At 45.8% G+C, this 24797-nt stretch carries 31 protein-coding genes and 1 tRNA gene; 3 read left to right on the top strand and 29 right to left on the bottom strand.

What is annotated here, in order from left to right:
- Positions 1-6: 6 nt before the first annotated feature.
- The 8 genes from H8K52_RS05220 to petA form a co-directional block, all read right to left on the bottom strand.
- On the bottom strand, positions 7-1227 hold the full coding sequence (locus H8K52_RS05220; protein WP_186921838.1) for a hypothetical protein: 1221 nt from the start codon (positions 1225-1227) through the stop codon (positions 7-9).
- Positions 1228-1270: 43 nt separating this feature from the next.
- On the bottom strand, positions 1271-2323 hold the full coding sequence (locus tag H8K52_RS05215) for a tyrosine-type recombinase/integrase (RefSeq protein ID WP_186921837.1): 1053 nt from the start codon (positions 2321-2323) through the stop codon (positions 1271-1273).
- A gap of 96 nt (positions 2324-2419) precedes the next feature.
- Positions 2420-2495 (bottom strand) — tRNA-Thr (locus tag H8K52_RS05210).
- A 69-nt stretch (positions 2496-2564) separates the two neighbouring features.
- Positions 2565-3044: a ClpXP protease specificity-enhancing factor gene (locus tag H8K52_RS05205; RefSeq protein ID WP_186921836.1), complete on the bottom strand. Its 480-nt coding sequence runs from the start codon at positions 3042-3044 to the stop codon at positions 2565-2567.
- A gap of 73 nt (positions 3045-3117) precedes the next feature.
- The gene (locus H8K52_RS05200; protein ID WP_186921835.1) at positions 3118-3729 is read right to left on the bottom strand and encodes a glutathione S-transferase N-terminal domain-containing protein; all 612 of its coding nucleotides are present in this window, start codon (positions 3727-3729) and stop codon (positions 3118-3120) included.
- 100 nt (positions 3730-3829) lie between these two features.
- Complete coding sequence (locus H8K52_RS05195; protein ID WP_186921834.1) at positions 3830-4594, bottom strand: cytochrome c1; 765 nt, start codon at positions 4592-4594, stop codon at positions 3830-3832.
- Between the two features lie 25 nt (positions 4595-4619).
- Positions 4620-6032, bottom strand: coding sequence for a cytochrome b N-terminal domain-containing protein (locus H8K52_RS05190; RefSeq protein ID WP_186921997.1), 1413 nt, complete (start codon positions 6030-6032; stop codon positions 4620-4622).
- Entirely contained in the window at positions 6032-6646 is a 615-nt protein-coding gene (gene petA, locus H8K52_RS05185) for a ubiquinol-cytochrome c reductase iron-sulfur subunit (RefSeq protein ID WP_186921833.1), read from the bottom strand. Before petA ends, H8K52_RS05190 begins: the two co-directional genes overlap by 1 nt.
- Positions 6647-7008: 362 nt before the next feature.
- On the opposite strand from petA, the gene mscL reads away from it, so the two are divergent.
- Positions 7009-7440 carry a large conductance mechanosensitive channel protein MscL gene (mscL, locus tag H8K52_RS05180; RefSeq protein ID WP_186921832.1) on the top strand — a complete coding sequence of 144 codons (432 nt, stop codon included), beginning with the start codon at positions 7009-7011 and terminating at the stop codon, positions 7438-7440.
- Positions 7441-7519: 79 nt separating this feature from the next.
- Here the strand turns inward: mscL and H8K52_RS05175 are convergent, their stop codons facing one another.
- Positions 7520-8287, bottom strand: a complete 768-nt coding sequence (locus tag H8K52_RS05175; RefSeq protein ID WP_186921831.1) for a Nif3-like dinuclear metal center hexameric protein — start codon at positions 8285-8287, stop codon at positions 7520-7522.
- Between the two features lie 12 nt (positions 8288-8299).
- Between H8K52_RS05175 and H8K52_RS05170 the strand changes: the two genes are divergently transcribed.
- Entirely contained in the window at positions 8300-9463 is a 1164-nt protein-coding gene (locus tag H8K52_RS05170) for a S1C family serine protease (RefSeq protein ID WP_186921830.1), read from the top strand.
- Position 9464: 1 nt separating this feature from the next.
- Complete coding sequence (locus tag H8K52_RS05165) at positions 9465-10142, top strand: DUF2461 domain-containing protein (protein ID WP_186921829.1); 678 nt, start codon at positions 9465-9467, stop codon at positions 10140-10142.
- Between the two features lie 4 nt (positions 10143-10146).
- Here the strand turns inward: H8K52_RS05165 and tatC are convergent, their stop codons facing one another.
- From tatC to H8K52_RS05065, 20 genes are all read right to left on the bottom strand, one after another.
- Positions 10147-10905: a twin-arginine translocase subunit TatC gene (tatC, locus tag H8K52_RS05160; RefSeq protein WP_246464293.1), complete on the bottom strand. Its 759-nt coding sequence runs from the start codon at positions 10903-10905 to the stop codon at positions 10147-10149.
- A gap of 42 nt (positions 10906-10947) precedes the next feature.
- The gene (tatB, locus tag H8K52_RS05155) at positions 10948-11451 is read right to left on the bottom strand and encodes a Sec-independent protein translocase protein TatB (RefSeq protein ID WP_186921828.1); all 504 of its coding nucleotides are present in this window, start codon (positions 11449-11451) and stop codon (positions 10948-10950) included.
- Positions 11452-11477: 26 nt separating this feature from the next.
- Complete coding sequence (tatA, locus tag H8K52_RS05150) at positions 11478-11687, bottom strand: Sec-independent protein translocase subunit TatA (protein WP_186921827.1); 210 nt, start codon at positions 11685-11687, stop codon at positions 11478-11480.
- A 45-nt stretch (positions 11688-11732) separates the two neighbouring features.
- Positions 11733-12089, bottom strand: a complete 357-nt coding sequence (locus H8K52_RS05145; RefSeq protein ID WP_186921826.1) for a histidine triad nucleotide-binding protein — start codon at positions 12087-12089, stop codon at positions 11733-11735.
- A gap of 46 nt (positions 12090-12135) precedes the next feature.
- Positions 12136-12483 carry a phosphoribosyl-ATP diphosphatase gene (locus H8K52_RS05140; RefSeq protein WP_186921825.1) on the bottom strand — a complete coding sequence of 116 codons (348 nt, stop codon included), beginning with the start codon at positions 12481-12483 and terminating at the stop codon, positions 12136-12138.
- Between the two features lie 14 nt (positions 12484-12497).
- On the bottom strand, positions 12498-12896 hold the full coding sequence (gene hisI, locus H8K52_RS05135) for a phosphoribosyl-AMP cyclohydrolase (RefSeq protein ID WP_186921824.1): 399 nt from the start codon (positions 12894-12896) through the stop codon (positions 12498-12500).
- The gene (gene hisF, locus H8K52_RS05130; RefSeq protein ID WP_186921823.1) at positions 12893-13657 is read right to left on the bottom strand and encodes an imidazole glycerol phosphate synthase subunit HisF; all 765 of its coding nucleotides are present in this window, start codon (positions 13655-13657) and stop codon (positions 12893-12895) included. The genes hisI and hisF overlap by 4 nt, the downstream gene beginning before the upstream one ends.
- Positions 13654-14445: a 1-(5-phosphoribosyl)-5-[(5-phosphoribosylamino)methylideneamino]imidazole-4-carboxamide isomerase gene (hisA, locus tag H8K52_RS05125; RefSeq protein ID WP_186921822.1), complete on the bottom strand. Its 792-nt coding sequence runs from the start codon at positions 14443-14445 to the stop codon at positions 13654-13656. The genes hisF and hisA overlap by 4 nt, the downstream gene beginning before the upstream one ends.
- Before the next feature lie 95 nt (positions 14446-14540).
- Positions 14541-15179, bottom strand: a complete 639-nt coding sequence (gene hisH, locus H8K52_RS05120; RefSeq protein WP_186921821.1) for an imidazole glycerol phosphate synthase subunit HisH — start codon at positions 15177-15179, stop codon at positions 14541-14543.
- A gap of 78 nt (positions 15180-15257) precedes the next feature.
- Positions 15258-15848: an imidazoleglycerol-phosphate dehydratase HisB gene (gene hisB, locus H8K52_RS05115; RefSeq protein WP_186891067.1), complete on the bottom strand. Its 591-nt coding sequence runs from the start codon at positions 15846-15848 to the stop codon at positions 15258-15260.
- An 80-nt stretch (positions 15849-15928) separates the two neighbouring features.
- Positions 15929-17023 carry a histidinol-phosphate transaminase gene (hisC, locus tag H8K52_RS05110; RefSeq protein ID WP_186921820.1) on the bottom strand — a complete coding sequence of 365 codons (1095 nt, stop codon included), beginning with the start codon at positions 17021-17023 and terminating at the stop codon, positions 15929-15931.
- A gap of 59 nt (positions 17024-17082) precedes the next feature.
- Positions 17083-18012, bottom strand: a complete 930-nt coding sequence (locus H8K52_RS05105; RefSeq protein ID WP_186921819.1) for a DNA-methyltransferase — start codon at positions 18010-18012, stop codon at positions 17083-17085.
- Between the two features lie 121 nt (positions 18013-18133).
- Positions 18134-19468, bottom strand: coding sequence for a histidinol dehydrogenase (hisD, locus tag H8K52_RS05100; protein WP_246464292.1), 1335 nt, complete (start codon positions 19466-19468; stop codon positions 18134-18136).
- Positions 19468-20121: an ATP phosphoribosyltransferase gene (hisG, locus tag H8K52_RS05095; protein WP_186921818.1), complete on the bottom strand. Its 654-nt coding sequence runs from the start codon at positions 20119-20121 to the stop codon at positions 19468-19470. The genes hisD and hisG overlap by 1 nt, the downstream gene beginning before the upstream one ends.
- 153 nt (positions 20122-20274) lie before the next feature.
- Positions 20275-21525, bottom strand: a complete 1251-nt coding sequence (murA, locus tag H8K52_RS05090; RefSeq protein WP_186921817.1) for a UDP-N-acetylglucosamine 1-carboxyvinyltransferase — start codon at positions 21523-21525, stop codon at positions 20275-20277.
- 2 nt (positions 21526-21527) lie between these two features.
- Positions 21528-21761: a BolA/IbaG family iron-sulfur metabolism protein gene (locus tag H8K52_RS05085; RefSeq protein ID WP_186921816.1), complete on the bottom strand. Its 234-nt coding sequence runs from the start codon at positions 21759-21761 to the stop codon at positions 21528-21530.
- Between the two features lie 69 nt (positions 21762-21830).
- Positions 21831-22583, bottom strand: a complete 753-nt coding sequence (locus tag H8K52_RS05080; protein WP_186921815.1) for an ABC transporter permease — start codon at positions 22581-22583, stop codon at positions 21831-21833.
- Positions 22580-23521, bottom strand: coding sequence for an ABC transporter ATP-binding protein (locus tag H8K52_RS05075; protein ID WP_186921814.1), 942 nt, complete (start codon positions 23519-23521; stop codon positions 22580-22582). Before H8K52_RS05075 ends, H8K52_RS05080 begins: the two co-directional genes overlap by 4 nt.
- Positions 23522-23756: 235 nt before the next feature.
- Complete coding sequence (locus tag H8K52_RS05070; protein WP_186921813.1) at positions 23757-24041, bottom strand: STAS domain-containing protein; 285 nt, start codon at positions 24039-24041, stop codon at positions 23757-23759.
- A gap of 26 nt (positions 24042-24067) precedes the next feature.
- The gene (locus H8K52_RS05065) at positions 24068-24694 is read right to left on the bottom strand and encodes an MlaC/ttg2D family ABC transporter substrate-binding protein (RefSeq protein ID WP_186921812.1); all 627 of its coding nucleotides are present in this window, start codon (positions 24692-24694) and stop codon (positions 24068-24070) included.
- Positions 24695-24797 lie beyond the last annotated feature (103 nt).

The raw sequence follows: 24797 nt of genomic DNA, 5'->3' as shown, positions 1-24797 counted from the left end.
CAAATTTTAGACTCGACTTCGAATTTCTTGCTCAAGTACACCAATTAATGATTCCAACTTTGGCACAACAATCGTACCTCGATGCTTTACCTGTGCTTGAATAAGTGGACTCATAAAACGATCCCCTCTAAAAACCTTCACATAGGGCGCATACATCGCGTGTAGAGCGTCAACTGGCTGACTGTCTTCCAATAGCTTTTTTCTTCCACCGCCTATATTTTCCCAGACTGAGGAAAGCAGAGACTTGATAGTAGTAGTAATTCCTGGGCAGTATTTTTCAACGAGTCGGGCATCTATATCGCCTAATTCAATGGATCTCTCTTTGGCGGCACGATTGAAAATGCCAACAAGTTTTGAATCAACCATTTTCGACCAATCGTCAAATATTATGCCGCGTTGACTAGTTGGATTTACATCGCCCCCTGCCTTTAGAAGTAATTCCGTCCGACCCACACTGACTTCAACAATTTGTCTAAGTTGCTCACCCAATTCACGTCCTGGAGATCGCACAATTTCAGATATAGGAGAAGAAAGCGCAAAATTAGTTGTGAACCATTGCATCATGAATTTAGGATCACGAAGGCTAGAAAGAAGGGCATCCCGAAATTCTTGTTCAGTTGCCAACCCAAGACAATGCCTAGAAATAACCTCAGCAAATTCTAGTTTCATCGGAAGCAGCTCAATCATGGCCTTTGCTGAGACCTGCGGATCCGCCTTACTGATCTGCTGTATTAGTTCCTTACGAGGTTTTCCGTTTTTCAATAATATTCTAGCCTTTGCACGTCGCTCCTTCCGCGACAGTCCAGCCTGGTTCAATTCCCCATGGATCACTTCATGAATTGGGTCTAAGGAATTTTTTTCGCCAATCATCTCTGGAATATCTGGAATATCTGGAAACCAATTTCCGTCAGGATCAATTACATGTTTGGGTACGAGAGCGCGGTTTTGCAATGCATGCAATTCCATATCGAGTAAACGATCCGGTGATATTAGAGCGTTAGATCCACATAGCGAAGAAAGCAGTTCCGCCTTTCCTTGAGCTAATTTCGACGCCTCCGCTGAAGTCGCCACTGTTTCACTCACGCTTACAGTCGAAAAGACAAATTGAACTTCACCATTGGATGCAAATTCCAATAATTTGCCACGAATTTGGTCGAGTCCATGGTTCGATTTGTGCGGATCGGTTAATACAGAATAGTCCTGTGAATCCAGATAACAAGTAAGCATATTTACTCTCTGAAAATTGTTGGTTTTAAGCTCCACCGTTCATTTACTCAGTTTCTGATTGATTCATTTTGTCTAATTTAAACACCAGATCCTCTGCTCTGAGGTGGGTATATCGCCTTAGCATCTGCATTGATTTGTGACCACTAATCGACGCAACCTCTTGATCGCTCAATCCCCCCTCAACCAAGCGACTAACGGCCTCATGGCGTAGATCATGAAAATGAAGGTCGCACATGCCTAACGCGCTCTTAATTCCACCCCATACTTTTACAAACTGATATGGCGATCGTTTTCCGTCGCGGCCAGGCTCACCAAAAAATACAAGGTCGGTATCAATTGGCCTGACTGGATTATTCAATGCCAGCGTAAATATGCGAGTTGCGTCCATAGTCAGCGGGACTGTACGAGTACTATCGTTTTTTGTATCAAACAATCTAACGATACGTTTTTTAAGGTCGATTTGTGACCGGCGAATGTTAAGGATTTCAGATTGCCTCATTCCAGTCTCGATTGCTATTCTGACGATCCAGCCTAGCATCGGATTATTGTGTGCATCAACTGCTTCCAGCAAAACTTTTTCTTCATTTACTGACAGGCGACGGTCTCGCCCTTCTCCAGGGCTCGGCTTCCTAATATTGGCAACAGGATTAAAGATCAAGCCTAATCCCCACTCTTGTATCCCAATGGTAAATAGATTACTTAGGAGCGCAAGTTCGATTCTGACTGTATTGTTGGATTTGCCTTGAGCTAGACGATGATCTCGATAAGATGCAACCAACTCACTACTTACCGCCGCAAGTGAGTAAGAACCGAGGAAGGAAATGAGATTGGTTGCGGAAACACCCTCACTTCTTTGTGTGGTTGGCTTCTTTGTTGGTGTAACTTCGCTCAGGTAACGCTCTAAAGCGGTCTTAACGGTCATTTTTTCAGAGACTGTGCGCGAGAGGTACACACCGCGAACCATTTCGTCCTCGGTACGCCTAGACCAATCTTCTGCATCACATTTTGTTCTGAAAGTCTTTGACGTAGTAGGCCAGCCATTCTTGCGAATGAGTGCTTTCCATGTACCTGAGGGGGTCTTTACGAAGGTTGCCATAGGGGCTTTCGGATGCTAGGTGTACCGATAGTGTACTTTTAGCGTTCCGAAAAAACAAATGCCTTACGTGAAATTCACGTAAGGCATTGTTTTTATTGGTGCCGGTTGCCGGAATCGAACTGGCTACCTGATGATTACAAGTCAACTGCTCTACCAAGTGAGCTAAACCGGCGGTAATCTTTTCAAGATCTTTTGCAATTCGATTTGTTTTGCAACGAATCTTGAAGAACAAAATTATAGACTACTTTATGACTTTTAGGGAAGGTTTTTCTGATTTTTTTTGTGTTTCTTTTGTTTCTTCGGTGCTGAGTCGAGTGATCGTTTGATTTTCATCTGGACTCGTCACCGCTGCCAGCCCAATCGATGGCTTACTTGGCTCGCCAATCACCGATTCAGACTCTGGCACATCCTCAACTTCATCGAAGACCATTCCTTGCCCATTCTCACTGGCAAAAATAGCCTGCACATTTTGTACTGGCACGTACAAGTCACGCGACACACCACCGAAACGCGCTTTGAATGTAATGGCATCATTATCCATTTTCAAACCACTGGTGGCCGAGAACGCAATATTTAAAACGATCTCACCTTTACGTACAAATTCCATAGGAACTTGCACTGCACCGCTCACTTTTACTGACAAATAAGGCGTGAAGCCATTATCCGTACACCATTCGTAAATCGCACGCAGTAAATAAGGTTTTGTAGAAATTCCCGTCATGTGCTGGCAATACTTTCTAAGTTGATCTGAAACGATGCGATCAAGTCTAAATGCACCTGATCGCAAATTTCAATTAACGACGCATTACTTTTTCTGAAGGTGTTAAGGCTTCAATATAAGCTGGGCGAGAGAAAATCCGCTCAGCATATTTCAACAACGGTGCTGCCGTTTTGGACAGATCGATACCGTAGTGATCGAGACGCCACAACAAAGGAGCTACTGCAACATCCAACATTGAAAACTCTTCGCCCAACATGTACTTGTTTTTAACAAATAACGGTGCCAATTGCGTCAAACGATCGCGAATCTCTGCACGTGCCTTATCCAACACTTTGGAGGAAGAACTATTCTTTTCGTTTTCTAAAGTATGGACATGTACGAACAATTCTTTTTCGAAATTGAACAGCATCAAGCGCGCACGGGCACGTTGCAATGGATCGGCAGGCATCAATTGCGGATGCGGAAAGCGTTCATCGATGTACTCATTGATGATGTTAGATTCATACAGAATCAATTCACGCTCAACCAAAATAGGTACCTGACCATAAGGGTTCATGGTCGAGATATCTTCTGGCTTATTAAACAAATCGACGTCGCGAATTTCAAAGTCCATGCCTTTTTCAAACAAGACTAAGCGGCAACGTTGTGAAAATGGGCAGGTTGTACCTGAATAGAGAACCATCATTTTTATAGTTCCTTAAAAACGATTAGGGCGAGGCGCAATAAAAGCGTACCTCACCCTGGGATGACACATCCGCCGAAAAACTGGCGGACGACTAATTTACTTATTTAACTTCTTTCCAGTAGGAGGCATTCAAACGCCATGCAAGTGTTGCCAGCAAAGCCATGAACATCACAACCCAAACACCTAAACGTTTACGATCGTTTTGCGCTGGTTCACCCATCCACTGCAAATAAGCCACCAAATCGCCGACCGCGTTATCATACTCAACAGCAGTCATTTTGCCCGGGGTTAAAGTTTCAAAACCTGCAAACTTATGTTCAGTTTTGGATGCATCATGTGCGTCTTTCACTTCTTCGAACTTGGCACCACGTACACCTTGCAACTCCCACAAAGCATGTGGCATACCAACATTCGGGAACAACATATTGTTCCAACCTGTTGGACGACTTTCATCTTTGTAGTAAGTACGCAGATACGTGTACAACCAATCTGCGCCAGTACCTTCGCCAGATGCTTTTGCGCGTGCGATTACGGACAAATCAGGTGGCACCGCACCAAACCATTCCTTTGCATCTTTTGCACTCAGACTAGTTTTCATCAGTTCACCAATTTTTTCACCGGTGAATAACAAATTATTCTTGATTTGATCTTCAGTCAAACCAATATCGCGCAAACGGTTGTATCGCATAGATACGGCAGAATGGCAATTTAAGCAGTAGTTGACGAATAATTTTGCGCCATTCTGCAAAGCTGCTAAATCTGTCGTACGTTCTGGCGCGCGATCCAATGGATAACCGCCACTACTTGCCAAAGCCAAGGCAGGTACAAATGCCAAAGTGACGATCAGTTTTTTAAGTAATTTCATGCTAAATTTTCCTCGCTTAATCTGATCAATGCGCAGCAAATGTTACGCGCTTTGGTACAGGCTTGAAAGTCCCCATACCGCTCCACCATGGCATCAACAAGAAGAAACCAAAGTAAATTAATGCGCAAACTTGAGATACACGCTCACCTGTTGGTGAAGGCGCTTGCACACCAAGATAACCTAAGATTACAAATGAAATACCAAACACGATATACACATATTTGTGCCAATCTGGGCGGTAACGGATAGATTTCACCGGGGATACGTCGAGCCAAGGCAAGAACGCCAAGATCACAACAGAACCACCAAACAAAACTACACCCCAGAATTTTGCATCAAGGCCGAATGGCATCATGCCAATAATTGCCAACAATGCGATACCGGCAATAGCTGCCTTGATGATAAATGGCAATGTAGATTTCATCCAAATTAGAGCGACATAAGCAGCAACACCAAATTGAACCACATACAAGAACTCAGAAGTCGTTGCACGCAAAATCGAGTAGAACGGTGTGAAATACCAAGTTGGTGCAATGTGCGGTGGCGTTTTCAATGAATCAGCTGGAATAAAATTATTGTATTCCAAGAAGTAACCGCCCATTTCTGGAGCAAAGAACACGACTGCTGTAAAGATCGTCAAAAACACAGTCACACCGAAAATATCGTGGAAAGTGTAGTAAGGATGTGAAGGCACGCCATCAACCGGATGACCATCTGCATCTAAGTTTTCTTTGATTTCGATCCCGTCTGGATTGTTAGAACCCACTTCGTGCAATGCGATCAAATGCGCAACAACTAAGCCCAACAATACCAAAGGAATAGCGATTACGTGGAAAGCAAAGAAACGATTCAATGTCGCATCAGACACCACATAGTCACCACGAATCCACAAAGACAAATCTGGACCGATGAAAGGAATCGCACCGAACAAGTTAACAATAACTTGTGCGCCCCAATAAGACATTTGGCCCCATGGCAAGAGGTAACCGAAGAAAGCTTCAGCCATCAAGCACAAGAAGATTGCGAAACCAAACAACCAGATCAATTCACGTGGCTTACGATAAGAACCGTAGAGCAAAGCGCGTGTCATGTGTAAGTACACGATAATGAAGAAAGCAGAAGCGCCAGTCGAGTGCATATAACGCACCAACCAGCCAGATGGCACTTCGCGCATGATGTACTCAACAGAAGCGAATGCTAAGTTTGCATCTGGCTTGTAATGCATAACCAGGAAGATACCAGTAACAATCTGAATGACCAATACCAGCATCGCAAGGGAGCCGAAGATGTACCAGAAGTTGAAATTCTTTGGTGCATAGTATTGACCCCATTGGTCATTCCACAATTTAGTCAGTGGAAAACGGGAGTCAACCCAATTCAATGCCTTCGCTGCGATTGGCGCATCGTCAGGGAGTTTTTTCTCAACAAATGCCATGATTAAGCCTCGCCTTTCTCATCTTTACCGATGATGATTTTGGTATCTGATAAAAACATGTGAGGTGGCACATCCAGATTTTGTGGTGCTGGTTTGTTTTTGTAAACACGACCAGCCAAATCAAATGTAGAACCGTGGCATGGGCAAATAAAACCGCCTTCCCAATCATCTGGCAAAGAGGCTTGCGCACCTGGAGTAAACTTAGAGCTTGGAGAACAACCTAAGTGTGAACAAATACCCACAGTCACCAAGATATCACTATGTTCTTTACGGGAACGTGTTTGTTTATCGCAATATTCTGGCATTGCCATGGTGTATGGCTTTTCAGACTTTGGATCCGCCACTTTAGCTTCGGTCTTTTTCAGACTTGCCATCATTTCTGGCGTACGTTTCAAAATCCAAACCGGCTTACCACGCCATTCCGCTGTTGTCATTGTGCCAGGCTGTAAAGTGGAAATATCCACTTCAACCGGCGCACCCGCCGCTTTTGCGCGCTCGGATGGTTGGAAAGTGCTTACCAAAGCACCTGCCGTTGCCAAACCTGCCGCGCCACCTGCCGCACAGGTTGCAACGAGTAGGCCCCGACGGCCTGAATCGACCTGCTTTTCGATACTCATACAAACCCCAATCTATCAAAAATCAAAACTTGACGAAGCACAACTACACTTCTTACAACCTTAAATTATAAAGGAGCTGGGAGGTGAATTAAAGAAAAAGATGCTTTATGGATCGAATTACCCGGTTTTTCCGTAGAAAAGCCTCGTATGACCCAGAAATTTCTGACAAAAGCGTCGCATTCCTCGCGTTACTCATGTGCAATAACAACAAATCAATAAGGGTTTCACAAGATTTGACAATAAACAGGCAGACTTAGTGCCTTTTGCGGTTTATCATATTGTCGATTTACCACATTTCTTGAAACCAAGGCGTTGGAATTTCAGATAATTCTATTCATTTACGATACAAAGAGGAGAAGGTTATGGGCATGATGCAAGAATTTAAAAGCTTTGCTGCACAAGGCAATGTCGTTGACTTAGCGGTCGGTGTCATCATTGGTGCTGCGTTTAGCAAAATTGTTGATTCTTTAGTTGGCGACATAGTGATGCCTGTGGTCGGCAAAATATTCGGCGGATTGGACTTCGCTAACTACTACTTACCATTAAACGGCCAAGCAACCAGCATGACCTTGGTTGAAGCAAAAAAAGCCGGCGCCGTATTGGCATATGGTAACTTTTTAACGATCTCGTTGAATTTCATCATTCTGGCCTTCATCATTTTCCAAATGGTTCGTCTGGTCAATTTAATGAAAAAGAAAGATGCAGCAGCTGCCGCTGCAGCACCAGCCGCACCAGCACCAACCCCGGAAGACATTGCTTTACTGCGCGAAATTCGCGACGCATTAAAGAAATAAACCTGCTCAATACAAAGTACAAAAAAATGCCACCAATTTTTGGTGGCATTTTTTCTGAGAACTAGTCAAGGAATTGAAATCACACAGGATTATCAATATCAACAAACACATGCTCAATTCCGAGCTCTTGCGCAACAAACTGCCCCAAGGCTTGCACCCCATAGCGCTCAGTTGCATGATGCCCTGCCGCAAGATAAGAGACTCCAGACTCCCGTGACAGATGTACCGTCGGCTCTGAAATTTCTCCACTTAAATACACACTCGCTCCTGCCTCTACTGCAGAGCCAAGCATATTTTGAGCAGCACCAGAGCACCATGCGATTGACTCGATTGTTTTATCAAGGTCGCCGATACATAAAACTTCACGCTGTAATTTATCTGAAATATGCCTAACGAGCTCTGCCAACCTTGGTAACTGTCCTGCACGCCAAGTCCCCAACCAACCTAACTCATCCTCACCAAAACGACCACTAACTTCAAAATCAAATAACTTTGCCAATTGCGCGTTATTTCCCAAGCTTGCATGAGAATCCAAAGGCAAATGATAGGCAAACAGAGAAATACCATGATCCATCAAGGTCTTCAACCGCTTGAATTTTTGCCCTACTACACGTGCATCTTCACCCCGCCAAAAATACCCATGATGTACCACAATCGCATCTGCCTCTAATTTCACAGCCTCGTCCAACAAAGCTTGGCAGGCGGTAACACCACTAACTAGGCGCTTAATTTGATTGCGCCCTTCCACCTGAAGCCCATTTGGGCAATAATCACGGAAACGTGCGACTTGCAATTCTTTATCTAAAAATTGCGCAAGCGCTTTCCTCTCTACCGACTTTCTTAACATACCAACCTCATCATGCGTCGTTTATGGCTCTTATTTGCTCAAACCGTGACTGTCGGTTTAGCGCTTTGGTTTATTGTAACCAGCTTAAAGCCCCAATGGGTGCAGCAAGGCTTTGGAATTAATAAAAGTCTGAGCCTCACCTCTTCGGCAACCTTGATCGAAGCACCCAGCAATAAGAAGAGCTCACCGAATTCTTACAATCTAGCTGCCAAGCGAGCCATGCCTTCCGTTGTGAATATTAGCGCATCACGCAGCTCAAACAATACAAATCCCTTGCTGAGCGATCCGTTTTTCAAGCGTTTTTTTGGTGAGCAGGCTCGTCCAAGATCGGAGCGCCCATCCAGCAGCGGTTCGGGTGTCATTATGAGTCCACAAGGGCATATTCTGACCAATAACCATGTCATTCAAGGTGCCAGTGCAATTGAGGTCGCTTTGGCAGATGGACGCCAAGCAAGTGCAAAAATTATTGGCACCGATCCCGATACCGATCTCGCGGTACTACAAATTGATTTAAAGGATTTGCCAGCAATCACATTAGGTCACTCAGACGAAGCGAATGTTGGTGACGTCGTTTTGGCGATTGGTAACCCTTTTGGTGTTGGACAGACTGTCACGATGGGCATCATTTCAGCATTAGGAAGGAACAGCGTTGGTATCAATACCTACGAAAACTTTATCCAAACCGATGCTGCTGTCAATCCCGGCAATTCAGGTGGTGCATTAATCGATGCCAATGGAAATTTGTTGGGAATTAATTCTGCGATTTATTCACAAAATGGTGGCTCACTGGGAATCGGCTTTGCCATTCCAGTCTCGACCATCAAAATGGTCATGGAAGCCATCATCACTGATGGCCAGGTTGTACGTGGCTATTTGGGAATTAGTCCTGAAGACATCACCGAAGAGATGGCAGAAAGCTTCAACATCAAACAGACCAAAGGCTCTATCGTGGCTGCCGTAGTCCGTGGTGGCCCTGCAGACCAGGCTGGTGTAAAACCTGGCGATATTTGTGTAGCGATTGATGGGCAATCATTTTCAAACAGTCGCGAAATGATGAATCAGATCGCCCAGTTAAAACCCAATACCAAAGCGAAACTGAAAGTGGTGCGCCAATCCAACGAAATTCAGTTAGAGATTGTCGTTGGTAAACGTCCACCATTTAAACCGGAAGAATAGTATGCACGTCCCTGAACTCAGTCGCTTTCTGTTTGAACTTGCCGACAATAACAATCGTGCCTGGTTTGTCATGAACAAACCGCGCTACGATATTTTGCGTGCGGAATTCTTGCAAATGGTCACGCGACTGATTCAAGAATTGAGCAAAATCGACCCGGCAATCGCGCAATGTGACCCAAAGAAAGCGCTGTTTCGCATCAACCGGGACGTGCGATTTGGCAAAGACAAATCACCTTACAAGACGTATTTTTCAGCATCTATATTACCAAGTGGTCGCAAGAAACCCAGTGAAGGTGGAGGCCCTGCTTACTATTTCCAGATCAGTCAAGACAATCGTCTATTGTTTGCAGTTGGTGAATATATGCCGCCAGCAGATCGCCTTAAAAATATTCGCCAGCACATGCTCGACGATGAAGCAGGCTTCAAGAAGCTCATTAAAAATAAGGCGATGAAAGACTGCTTTGGTGATTTGCAAGAAGAAGGTAAATTGATACGCCCACCCAAAGGATTCGATCCTGAGCATGCATTAATCGAGTACTTAAAGCTGAAAAATGTGATGGTTTGGACCGAGTGCCAGCTAGATGGTTTATTGTACGAGGATGTACATGAGAAACTACTTAAGGGCTTCAAAACCGCCCTGCCACTCGTGACTTGGCTGCGGGCGGCCAAGTTCGCCTAACTCGCTATTGCTCCGGTGGTGCTTGCGTCGCTTTGACGAAGATGGGCGCCACGAATAGCCCTAGTTCAAATAGCAAACACATACATATAGCTAGAGATAATTGACTCCAGATATCTGGTGGAGTGACTATCGCAGCAAATATGAATGCCCCGACAATTACATACGACCGAATAGCCTTAAGTTTTTCGATGGAGAGTATTCCTGTCCTTACTAATACGATCACCACGATTGGTACCTCAAATGTCAATCCAAACGCCAAACACATCGACATTACAAAGTCCAAATAATTCTCAATATCGGGGGCTACGGTAATTGATGTTGGAGCAAACTCAGCGACAAATTGAAATACGTTCTTGAAGACAAAGAAATAGCAGAACGAAACGCCACTGAGAAATAATATTGAAGAAGAAATGACTAGAGGCGCTACCAATCGCTTTTCATGCGCGTAAAGACCCGGCGCAACGAATGCCCACGCTTGATACAAGACCCATGGCAGCGCAATTAAAAACCCAAGTAAAAGCGTGACTTTCATTGGTATCAGAAACGGAGATATCACCCCAGTCGCAATCATCTTGGCACCTGCAGGCAAAGCAGCCACCATCGGCTGCGCCAAAAAATCATAAATCGCGGACGGTCCCGGCCAGGCAAACAAGGCAGCACAAACGATGGCAATACCAGCACATGCCTTCACCAGGCGATCACGCAGCTCAACCAGATGAGAAATGAAGCTATCTTGCATTCCCATGAAATTATCGTTACTCATGGCATGCTTTCGTTTGAATTAGGAGGAAGGACAATAACAACATCAGAAGAAACTCTTAGGCGCGAGCGCGTTCACGCGATGCTTAGCCATACGTGCCGCGCCGGAAATCACCTGACTACGCTGCGCATGACGACTTTTGTACCAAAGTGGGATATTGGCCGTTTTTGCCACCTTACGGCGACGGAAGTTTTTGGCTTTCGCCAACAGCGCTTCATTTGAAGGTATAGAATAATAGTCATAAGTTGAATAAATATTGTGCGATTCTGGTTGCACCAACTCATTCAACTCCTGCTGCGCCTCGGAAAACTCTTTATTCATATCCTGCTCGAAATTTTGCGCGGCAGATTCAACTTCTTTCTGCATCTTACGCAACTCTTCCATTTCGATTTCGCGACTCACCTCGGATTTCACCTGGCTGATATAACGTTGCGCACGACCAAACAAGGTGCCCGCCATACGCGCCACTTTAGGTAGGTCTTTGGGACCAATTACAATTAGAGCTACGGCACCAATTAGTGCCAACTTAGCCAATCCGAGGTCTATCATAAATCTGCTCTAACACCATCCGAAGATTAGTGCGTCGACTTATCCTTTGCTTCGACATCAATCGTTTTTTGCTCTTCTGCTTTCGGTGTTTTGTCCTCTTCACCTTTAATACCGTCTTTAAAACCTTTGACCGCTTTGCCAAGGTCTCCACCAACGTTACCGAGTTTTTTGGTACCAAATACCAAAACCACGACGACCAAAACAATCAACCAATGCCAAATACTGAATGAACCCATCATGCTTCCTTCTAGGGCTAAGCCCAAAAATCGATCAATAAAATATTACAACTTGGCGCCACCAATCACATGCATATGCAAGTGATAAACAATCTGACCACCATTTGGACCTGTGTTCACCACGGTTTTAAAACCGCCCGACTTCGATCCGTCCGCATGCTCAATATACGCGCAGCCTTGTTGCGCCGCCAGTTTAGGTGCTAATTCCAGCATTTTACCCAACAATACGGCATCTTCAGCTTTTGCGTCGGCCAAACTCGACAAATGTTTCTTGGGGATAATCAAAAAATGTACAGGTGCCGCCGGATTGATGTCATTAAATGCCATCAATTCATCATCTTCATACAAAATAGTTGCTGGAATTTGCTTCTCAACGATTTTACAAAAAATGCAGTTATCCATACGATTCACTCAAAAAATTGTTACAAAACAATGATATCGAACCCAATTAATTATCATTGCGAGAAGCTTTTTCCTCGATACCTGAAATACCTTCACGTCTGGCCAACTCATCAAGCACTTGCTGCGGGTGCAAATTATACTGGGCTAACATGACAAGCGAATGAAACCAGAGATCGGCGCATTCATATAACAAATCCGCCGTATCGCCAGAAACTCGGGCGTCTTTGGCTGCCATTACTGTTTCTGTCGCTTCTTCACCAATTTTTTTCAAAATTGCGTCATCGCCTTTGTGAAACAATTTGGCAACATAGGAGGTTTCTGGATTGCCGCCATTAATTGCTTTGCGGCTCTCGATGACCTTAGCCAATTGATCCAATATTGATTCTTGCGTCATAGTTTTTCAGGCGCTTATTTATAAATGGTTTCGGGATCTTTGAGCACAGGATCGACTGTCACCCACTCGCCCGCATCCACATTACCTTCAAACTTTTGGAAGAAACAGGAATGACGTCCGGTATGACAAGCAATACCCTCGACTTGTTCAATTTTCAGCAGAATGACATCTTCATCGCAATCCAAGCGGATTTCTTTGACTTTTTGAACGTGACCTGATTCTTCGCCTTTGTGCCATAACTTTTTGCGCGAACGACTCCAGTACACAGCCTCGCCAGTTTCTACTGTGCGACTCAATGCTTCACGATTCATCCAAGCGAACATCACCACATCATTACTACCGACTTCTTGTGCGATCACGGGAACCAAGCCAACTTCATCCCACTTCACTTTATTTAACCAACGAAAACTCATGCTAACCTCATTGGTATATGTTGTGCCGCCATAAACTGTTTTGCTTCCTGCACTGTGTGCTGTCCAAAATGAAAAATACTTGCTGCTAATACTGCATCGGCACCACCGAGCTTGATGCCATCAGCTAAATCTTGCAAACCACCGACACCACCCGAAGCGATGACTGGAATATCAATCGCATCCGACACTGCGCGGGTTAAAGCCAGGTCAAAACCGGAACGAGTGCCGTCTTTATCCATACTGGTTAGCAGAATTTCACCCGCACCCAACTCCGCCATTTTGCGTGCCCATTCGACTGCATCCAAGCCCGTCGCATTGCGTCCACCATGGGTATACACTTCCCACTTGCCTGGCGCGACGGCTTTGGCATCAATCGCGACTACGATGCATTGCGAACCATATTTATGCGCTGCATCTGCCACCAATTGCGGATTTGTTACTGCGGAAGTATTCATGCCAACTTTATCCGCACCTGCATTCAACAAACGCCGAACATCAGCCACAGTCCGAACTCCGCCACCAACCGTCAAGGGAATAAACACTTGCGAAGCAACCGCTTCTATCACCGGCAAAATCAAATCTCGGTCATCAGAAGATGCGGTGATATCTAAGAAAGTGATTTCGTCCGCACCTTGCAAATCATAACGACGCGCGACTTCCACCGGATCACCGGCATCGCGTAACTCTAAAAAGTTGACGCCTTTGACTACCCGCCCTGCATTCACGTCAAGGCAAGGAATAATCCGTTTTGCTAAAGTCATTCTTCATCTTCTTCGTAGATGAGATCGCCGCAGAGTTCGTCGGCACGCTCTTGCGCGCTGAACAAATCTAAAGTGCCCTCGTAAATCGAGCGACCACAAATTACACCTTCTACGCCTTCATCTTGCACCGCGCATAAGGCTTCGACATCGGCTAACACATGTACACCGCCGGAAGCGATCACAGGAACGGTCACTGCTTGCGCCAATTTCACTGTCGCGTCGATATTTACACCACCCATCATGCCATCGCGACCAATGTCGGTGTAGATAATGGCCTCAACGCCATAACCTTCAAATTTTTGTGCCAAATCGATCACATCGTGACCCGACATTTTACTCCAACCGTCAGTGGCCACTTTGCCATCTTTAGCATCGATGCCCACAATAATTTGACCTGGAAAAGCGCTACAAGCATCGGCCAAAAAGCCTGGGCTCTTTACCGCGGCGGTACCGATGATGATGTAAGAGATACCGGCATTCAAATAGCGTTCAATCGTATCGAGATCACGTATACCACCACCTAATTGCACAGGTACTTCTTCGGTATCGGTTTCTTCTGCGTACTCGCGCACGGTCTTGATAATCGCTTTAATCGCTGCTTCATTTTTTGGTTTGCCAGCGAAAGCGCCGTTCAAATCCACCAGATGCAGACGACGTGCGCCTTGTTCTAGCCAGTGACGCGCCATGTCGGCGGGCTCTTCAGAGAATACAGTGGCTTGATCCATATCGCCTTGTTTAAGACGTACGCAGTGACCATCTTTCAGGTCGATAGCAGGAATGAGCAGCATGATGAATTTATAGGGTAATTAAAATAAAAAAGTAGAGTAAAACTACAGACAATAAAACAGACAATAAGTTTGACGTATGTTCAATAATTCAAGATCTAAGGATTCCAGTGTACAAAATTTTTATACAGTTGCAATCCGGCTGCAGCGCTCTTTTCTGGATGAAATTGCGTTGCAAAAATATTCTCGCGTGCCACTGCTGAAGTAAATACCTGACCATATTCAGTGGTACCGACCACATCTTGCGCCTGTTCTGGCTGAACATAGTAGCTATGCACAAAATAAAAATAACTGTCGTCAGCGATGCCATTCCAAAGCGGATGTCCTTGCGACTGACGCACGCGATTCCAACCCATTTGTGGCACTTTATAACGGGAACCGTCTTCTTGCAATTGCCCGCTTAAGTCAAAGCGCACAACCTTGCCTGGCAACAAACCTAAACAAGGCGTATTGCCCTCGGCACTAACGTCAAATAGCATCTGTTCACCGACACAGACACCAAATAGCGGCTTTTCACGTGCGGCTTGCAAAAGTGCTTCTTGCAAACCTGATTCCTTCAAACAGCCCATACAATCAGGCATAGCACCTTGACCTGGCAAAACAAGTCGGTCAGCAGATCGGATATCGGCGATGTCGCCTGAGATCACAATCTGTGCTTCAGGTGCAACTGCGCGAAAAGCCTGAGCGACGGAACGCACGTTGCCCATGCCGTAATCGACAACAACTATCTTATTCATAACAGTGAGAGAGTAGACATAGTGAAGTGTTGTAAGTGCTACAGCGACATATTGATCGTTATAGCACGTACTGCTCTTTTATAGACTACCTTTAGTAGATGGAATGGTACCCAAGGCGCGTTGGTCCAATTCTGCCGCCATACGCAGCGCACGACCAAAGGCCTTGAAAATTGTTTCACATTGATGATGCGCATTTTCGCCACGCAGATTATCAATATGTAGAGAGACTAAAGCATGATTGACGAAACCCTGAAAAAATTCATGGGTCAAATCGACATCAAATGAACCTATCATGGAACGTTTGAAGTCAACATGATATTCAAGTCCTGGACGACCAGAAAAATCAATCACCACGCGAGATAAGGCTTCGTCGAGTGGGACATAGGCGTGACCATAACGACGTATGCCTTTTTTGTCGCCAATTGCAATCGCGAATGCTTGGCCTAAAGTGATACCAACATCTTCCACCGTGTGATGCGCATCGATATGCAAATCACCATCGGCTTCGATATCTAAATCAATCAAACCATGACGAGCAATTTGATCCAGCATATGATCCAAAAATGGCACACCGGTTTTCAATGATTGCTTGCCAGTGCCGTCGAGATTAATGGCGACACGAATTTTGGTTTCGTTGGTATTGCGGGTAACTTGCGCTGTACGTTGCATGATGAGTTTAGCTAATACTGGTTAGCTATAATGTTGAGTGAAATTCGAAAGAAGAAATTTTATAAAAAATTCAAAAAAACTTAATCTAGTGCCAGTTTAAACGCATTGAGAAATTTGGCATTTTCTTCTGGTGTACTGACGGTAATTCGTAAGCAGTTCTGCAAAAGACCATGCATTTTACCCACATTTTTCACTAAAATTTTTTGTTCCAGTAATTTTGTGAACACTTCATTGCCATAAGTCTCACTTTTCGCCGAATTAGACACGCGTACCAGCAAAAAATTCGCAGAAGAGGGGAAAACTTCTACTCCTGGCAAGGCCGCAAGTTGACTAGACAACTCACTCCGTTGAGCACGTAATTGCGCAGCTTGCGCTTCAAAGATTTCTGCGTGTTCGAGCAGGCAAATAATCGCTGCTTCGGTCAACACATTGATGTTGTACGGTGGCCTGACTTTATCGAATTCTTCGAGCAATTCTGCCGCTGCTGACATATAGCCCAAACGGATTCCTGCCAAGCCTAATTTGGAGACGGTACGCATCACAATCAGATTAGAAAATTCTGGCAAGCGCGACATAAAACTGGTTTGCGCAAATGGCTGATAAGCTTCGTCAACAATCACCACACCAGTATCTCCAACAGCGCGAATAATTTCTTCCATATCCGCAGCATCAAACAAAGTACCAGTAGGATTATTCGGATAAGCCAAATAAGTGACCGCAGGCTTATGCTCAGCAATCGCTGACAGCATCGCAGCTTTGTCCAAGGTGAAATCGGCATTGAGCGACACACCGATAAATTCCATGCCTGCAAATTTTGCTGACATCGCGTACATCACAAAACCGGGCAAAGGTGCCAGCACTTTTGCGCCTGGTTTAGCGCAAGCAATACTGATCATCGCGATCAACTCATCTGAGCCATTGCCCAACACAAGATCGTAGCCCTCAGGCACACCAAAATGTGTACTGAGCGCGGTCTTAATGCCAGCATAACTTGGCACTGGGTAGCGATTCAAATCAGTTTCCGATAAGCGTTTCGCCAGCGCTTGCTGCAATTCTGGCGTGAGCGTATAAGGATTTTCCATCGCGTCGAGCTTCAAAAAACCCGTTGCATCCGGCACGTGATAAGCCGACAAGGCGCGCACATCAGCGCGAATAATATTTTCTACTAAAGACATGAGGCTTTTGCTCGTATTAAAAATCGGTGAATAATTTAGGATATTCGTTCAAACCGGAATCAAGTTTCAAGTGCTACTGTGCTCTTCTTACGAACAGCAGGTTTCACACCTTTGGCTTTCGCCTTAACAGCTACAGTTGTAGTCTTAGCTTTACTAATACGCTTACTTGCTTTGACCGGCACAGGTTTAGCCCGCACTGGTTCGGTCGGTTGATTATTCAGAATTTGTAATTCTGCTTCTGCCGATGAGAGACGCGCCGCTATGATGGCGCAGTATTCTGGATTTAATTCAAAGCCGACAAATTGTCGACCGCAACGCCGTGCTGCAATCGCGGTGGTGCCGCTGCCCATAAACGGATCAAGTACGACACCATTTTCAGGACAAGATGCGAGCAGCATGCGTTGAATAATTTCTAAAGGTTTTTGCGTAGGATGTTCTACCCGCTCTGCATCTTCTTTGTGTAGGCGCGAGACACTCCATAAATCTTTTGGGTTATAACCTAGCTCCAACCATTTCGCGCCAACAAAGATAGATCGAGAACGTGCTTTTTTAGTTGCTGCGTCGTAGGGAATACGTACTGCATCCAAATCAAAGTAGTAGCTCTTCGATTTCACAAATAAACCGATCGTGTCATGTACAGAAGAAAAGCTACGAGTACTGCCGCCCATCGATGGCACGCGTCTATCCCAGATAATTTCATTGATCATCGTCATGCGCTGCTTCAGCATCACAAAGATTTCCGGCGAATAACGCCAGGTCAAAAAGATATACATTGATCCGGTCGGTTTGAGCTTAGGTAACGCGGCATCTATCCACCGTTCAGTCCACGCTAGGTAATCGGCTGCTTCTTGCTTATCTGAATCATTACCGTAATCCTTACCCAAGCCATAGGGCGGATCAGTCAAAATCAAATCGATACTACCATCGGGTATGCGCTGCAAACCTGTGATGGCATCTTCGTTGAAAATTTGATTGAGGAAACTTGTCATGCTATCGAATAATTCAAAAAACTTTGCCGCAGAGGCGCAGAGAACGCAGAGATATTCTTCATGCTTTCCTCTGCGTTCTCTGCGCCTCTGCGGTTAAAGATTTTGATCTTCATTGACTGATCTATTTCAAACGCAATTCAGCACTACGGGCATGCGCTGGTAGACCTTCGCCATAAGCAAGTTCCGCTGCGATCTTACCTAGTGTCTGCGCGCCCTGTTCGCTGACTTGGATCATCGAGGAACGCTTCTGAAAATCGTACACACCCAAAGGCGAAGAAAAACGTGCAGTACGCGACGTTGGCAAGACGTGATTCGGGCCAGCACAATAATCGCCTAAAGACTCAGATGAAAAACGTCCAAGGAACATCGCACCTGCATGACGAATTTGATCCGCCCATTGCTGTGGATTTTCTGCAGAAATTTCCAAATGTTCAGCAGCAATATCATTCGCGATATCGCAAGCTTCTTGCATATCGCGCACCTTAATCAAGGCACCGCGATCCTTCAATGAGGTACGGATAATTTCCGCACGTGGCATCATTGCAATCAACTTATCGATACTCGCATGAACTGCATCGATGTAGGCCGCATCAGGACACAATAAAATCGACTGCGCGAGTTCATCGTGTTCGGCTTGCGAAAACAAATCCATCGCTACCCAATCCGGGTCTGTCGTGCCATCGCACAACACTAAAATTTCAGATGGGCCAGCGATCATATCGATACCTACCGTACCGAATACACGACGCTTGGCATTCGCGACATAGGCGTTGCCAGGACCAACGATCTTATCAACTTGCGGAATGCTGTCCGTGCCGTATGCTAAAGCAGCGACGGCTTGCGCGCCGCCGATGGTGAACACACGGTCAACGCCAGCGATTGCCGCTGCGGCTAAAACTAGGGGATTGCGCACGCCATCGGGAGTTGGAACCACCATAATGATTTCGCGCACGCCTGCGACTTTGGCAGGAATCGCGTTCATCAATACAGAAGATGGATAAGCCGCTTTACCGCCAGGCACATAAATGCCGACGCGGTCTAAAGGCGTGACTTTCTGCCCCAGCACTGTGCCATCTGCTTCGGTATAAGAAAATCCTGCAGAACCACACTCACGTTTTTGTACTTCGTGATAAGCCCGCACACGCTCCGCTGCAGCTTTTAATGCGCTGCGGCGTTCACTAGAAATACTGGCTAAGGCCGCATGCAAATCAGCTTGTGGAATTTCCAAGGCTTGCATGTTACTGACTGTCGCCAATCGATCAAAACGTTGAGTAAATTCCAGCACCGCAGCATCACCACGGGCTTTCACCGCCTGCAAAATTTGTACAACACTTTGATCAATCGCCGCGTCTTCGCTCGCTTCAAACGCTAATAATTGACGCAAGGTTTGTGCGAACCCGGCTTGTGTAGAATCCAAACGAGTGAGCGCTGTAGCAAAAGACATAGCGGAAGACATTATTTGCCCTCCGAAGCGCGTTCAAACGCTTGCAAAATAGGTTGTAAGCGTTCGCGTTTCAATTTCAATGCAGCTTGATTCACCACCAAGCGCGATGAGATATCCATAATCTCTTCGACTTCGACCAAATTATTCGCACGCAGCGTATTGCCGGTGCTGACCAGATCAACGATCACATCCGATAAGCCAACCAATGGTGCCAATTCCATCGAGCCATACAGCTTGATCAAATCGATATGCACGCCTTTGCTAGCGAAATGCTGACGCGCGGTTTCTGTGTACTTAGTTGCCACACGTAAGCGCGCACCATGACGCACGGCTGTCGCGTAATCAAACCCGACCGAAACAGCAACCGACATACGGCATTTTGCAATGCCCAAATCGATAGGCTGATACAGTCCAGCTCCGCCATGTTCGAACAATACATCTTTACCCGCCACACCAAAATCGGCAGCACCGTATTGCACATAAGTCGGTACGTCAGAAGCGCGCACGATGATCACGCGTACATCGGGATCGTTGGTCGATAAAATCAACTTACGTGATTTTTCAGGATCTTCGGTGACGTGGATACCAGCAGCTTCCAAAAGCGGCAAGGTTTCTTCAAAGATGCGGCCTTTGGACAAGGCCAAAGTTAGTTGCTGAGAACTCATATCGATTTACTTTTCTATTTAGCTTGCTTCAAGAAGCCTCTAAAAATTCAATTATAGGGATGCAGTGCTAGACCCTTCCCGCAACAATACTCCGGTATTGTGAGGACAAGCTACGACGCAATGCGCCCTATAATTGGATTTTTAGCGGTTTCTTTATTTTACGCGTTGAATTTGCGCACCTACAGCAGACAACTTGACTTCCATGCGGTCATAACCACGATCCAAGTGATAAATGCGATCGATTAAGGTTTCGCCTTGCGCAGCTAAACCTGCAATTACCAAAGACGCCGATGCCCGCAAATCGGTTGCCATCACTGGCGCACCAAGCAATTTTTCCACGCCACTGACGATCGCTGTATGTCCGTCGATTTCAATATGTGCGCCGAGACGATTCATCTCTTGTACATGCATGAAGCGATTTTCAAAAATCGTTTCGGTGACGCGCGCAGTGCCATTTGCTATGCAATCCAAAGCCATGAATTGCGCCTGCATATCAGTTGGAAAACCCGGGTATTCGGTCGTGCGGAAGCCGACTGCTTTTGGACGTCCACTCATTTGCGCGCGTATCCAATCCGGGCCGCTCGTAATGATCACGCCAGCTTCACGCAACTTATCTAAAGCCACATCCAAAATATCACTACGCGTATTTTTGACAGTTAGGTCGCCGCCGGTCGCCGCGACAGCGCAAAGGAAAGTCGCCGTTTCGATGCGATCAGCAATCACCGTATGTGTTGCACCGTGCAAGGCTTCCACGCCTTGTATCACTAAGCGGTCTGTTCCAATACCAGCAATCTTGGCACCCATCGCGACTAACAAGTTCGCTAAATCGGTGACTTCAGGCTCGCGTGCTGCGTTTTCCAATACGGTTTCGCCATCAGCCAAAGTCGCTGCCATTAACAGATTTTCTGTGCCTGTCACCGTGATCATATCGGTCACGATACGTGCGCCGCGCAAACGCTTGGCTTTGGCGTGGATATAACCCGCTTCGATAGTGATTTCAGCACCCATCGCTTGCAAGCCTTTGATGTGCTGATCGACAGGACGTGAGCCAATTGCACAACCGCCCGGCAGAGACACTTTCGCTTCGCCAAAACGTGCCAACAAAGGACCGAGCACCAGTATCGATGCGCGCATGGTTTTGACCAAGTCGTAAGGTGCTTCTAGCTTGTCAATTGCTGCGCCGTTTAATGTGACGACGCCATTCTCTTCGGTAACTTGCAAACCCATCTGCTTGAGCAGTTTCAACATCGTAGCGACGTCTTGCAAATGCGGTACATTGTGTAAAACCACATCGTCAGCGCTCAGCAAGCCCGCGCACAAAATCGGCAAAGCGGCATTCTTCGCACCAGAAATAATGACATCGCCATTCAGACGATTGCCGCCTGTAATCAGTAACTTATCCATGTTTATTGAAATTCTTCCGGAGTTAAAGTTTTCATCGATAACGCATGAATTTCTTCACGCATACGGTCGCCCAAAGCGGCATACACCAATTGATGACGTTGAATCAAACGCTTGCCAGTAAACGCTGGAGAAACAATCACCGCAGTGAAATGCTGGCCGTCGCCTTCGACTTCTAGATGTGTACATTCCAAGCCGGAAGCGATGTAATTTTTAATTTGGTCTGGTGTAGGGAACACAATTAATCTTTCTAAAAAATTTTCTGAAATTGATTCTTGTCACGTCAATGAATGATCTCAAGGGTGCACTCAGTGTCGTAACTTATAACCGCTACGGAGCATTTGCATGGCCACGCCAGTCAATGCCAATAAGAAGACAGTAACAATCACTAAACTACGTACAGGATCAACATCTGATTGCCCCGTAAAGCCATATCGGAAGCCATCAATCATATAGAAGAAGGGATTGAAATGCGAAATTGTTTGCCAAATTGGCGGCAGTGAATTGATGGAATAAAAAACACCAGATAAAAAGGTGGCGGGCACAATCACAAAATTCTGAAAGCCAGCCAACTGATCAAATTTTTCTGCCCAAATACCGACAATCAAACCCATAGTACCGAGCACAAAGGCACTCATGACGGCAAACAAAGCAATCCATAATGGTGCATTAAAACTTAAGTGCGCAAACCAAGCAGTTACCACGAACACACCCAAGCCGACTGCAAGGCCGCGTACTACGGCAGCCAACACATAGGCAAAAAACATTTCCCAATGCGAGAGCGGCGGCAACATGATGAACACCAGATTGCCAGTAATCTTTGATTGAATCAAAGACGAAGAGGCATTCGCAAACGCATTTTGCAAAACGCTCATCATCACCAAGCCCGGAATCAAAAACGCCATATAAGTCACGCCATGGACTTTGACATGGCCTTCCAAAGCTTGACCAAAAATCAGCAAATACATCATCGCCGTCATGATCGGCGCTGTAATCGTTTGCGTTGCGACTTTCCAAAAACGCAGAACTTCTTTATACAATAAGGTGCGGAAGCCTATCATTGCGAATTCCCTCCACCCATAATTTGTAAGAACACATCTTCCAGATCTGCTTGTTGCAAGTGCAAGTCTTCAATGACACAACCCGCGCTCCGTAGACTCGCCAAAATAGGCTCAACTTCAGCATAATTCGTAATGCGTAATGCAAAGCTATTCGCTTCTGCTTGCGACTCCGATGGAATAATTAAACTATGCAAAGAGGACGGCAAGGGAGCTGACAATGAGCCTTGTGCCAACTGCACTTTCATTTGCGAACCAGAGATGCGCTTAATGAGAGCGGACATGGTATCGAGCGCCACCACTTTACCTGCTTTGAGCATCGCAACCCGATTACACAAAGCTTGCGCTTCTTCCAGATAATGCGTGGTCAACACGATGGTATGACCTTCACGATTCAAGCGCGCGATAAACTTCCATAAAGTTTGGCGTAACTCAACATCGACGCCTGCAGTCGGCTCATCCAAAATAATGACTGGTGGTTTATGTACCAGCGCCTGCGCAACTAAAACCCGGCGCTTCATACCGCCTGATAAAGCGCGCATGTTCGCATCAGCTTTATTTGTCAGGTCGAGGTTTTCCATGACCTCATCAATCCAAGCATCGTTATTCTTGATGCCGAAATAACCGGATTGCAGGCGCAGCGTCTCACGTACGGTGAAGAAGGGATCGAACACCAATTCTTGTGGCACCACACCAAGTTTGCTACGTGCGGCACGGTAATCACGCACAACATCATGGCCTTGCACCAATACTTGTCCAGAATCAGCACGATTTAAACCCGCAATGATCGAGATGAGCGTGGTTTTACCAGCACCATTCGGTCCTAGTAAACCAAAAAACTCGCCCTCTTCAATCGAGAGCGAAACGCCACCTAAAGCCTGTAGCGGTTTGCCTGCAGACTGATAGGATTTTTGTACGTTGCTAATTTGTATGGCGGCCATGTGGCATTCGCGCTTATGCGCATTGATTGTGAACTTAGGGTTCGTTAATAAATAATCTGAACTTGCGCATCTTCTTTGCCAACGAACTCTGAGCTCGCTCACGACGAAACAAGAATACAAAACAAGATCACGACAAATGCCGTGAAAACCTTCGATTATAGGGGATTTTGCCTGACTACGGGTTACGCTTTATCGTAGCGCTTGTATAGACAAATTGATGCAGATGAGTTGAGGATCAATGTCGCTCAGGCGAGCTAACACCAATGACTTGAAAGAAGTCATTCAACCCATAAAGTGAAATTAAGCTGATTAAACTTGCTGGTACCCCAGTAAATTGCAAAGACCGATTTAAAGACTGCGCCTGACGTTGCCACGCCAGCATGACAGCCACGGCCGAGGAATCGATCGTTTGCAGAGTTGACATATCAATCTGATCAGAGCCAGCATGAATCGCTTGCAAACCCGCTTGGGAAACGGTTACTGCATTACGCAAACTTAATTCTTGATCTTGCAAGACCATGCTGAACTCCGATAATTTTAAAGAAATTATTTCTTAGCTGGCGCAGCGGCCAGCTTTTTGTTTTTCTCGACCAAGGTTTTGATCAAGCCATCAACGCCATTTTTACTAACTTCGGCAGAGAAACTACCTTTATAAGTTTCGACCAACCAAGCGCCTAGCACGTTTATGTCGAAAATTTTCCAGCCAGATGCCGTTTTCTCGAGGCGGTAGCTCAATTGCAAAGGTTCGCCACGGGTTTGAATTACCAAACTTTTCACTTCGACTTCAGTGTCGTCTGGTGCACTACGGAATGGCTTGAATTCAACACGTTGATCGCGAATTTGCGTGATCGCACCAGAATAAGTATGAATTAGTAACGTGCGAAATTCCGTCACTAATTGCTTTTGCTGATCAGGCGTTGCCGAACGCCAGCTTTTACTCACCGCTAATGACGTCATGCGCTCAAAATTAATGTGTGGCAGCACCTTTGCTTCAACCAAATCATTAATGCGCTGGCGATTACCAGACTGAATATCTTTGTCGTTCTTGGCTGCGTCAACGATTTCTGTGCTCAAGCGCTTAATCAAAACATCAGGAGCCTCTTGCGCTTGGGCAGCTCCCAACAAGCCTATACTGAAACAAAGACCAACTAAAAACTGACTAATTTTTTTCATCATATTTCCCTGATTTGTGAGATTACTTGTGGAACTTGATTCAATCACTACGTTTCCACGTTAACTATAGTCGTAGGCGTTCGGTTGACGCATTTTCAAGGCC

The sequence above is a fragment of the Affinundibacterium seohonense genome, assembly GCF_014284305.1.
GTDB classification, from domain to species: domain Bacteria; phylum Pseudomonadota; class Gammaproteobacteria; order Burkholderiales; family Burkholderiaceae_D; genus Undibacterium; species Undibacterium seohonense.
This window is presented reverse-complemented; position numbering and strand designations above follow the sequence as displayed.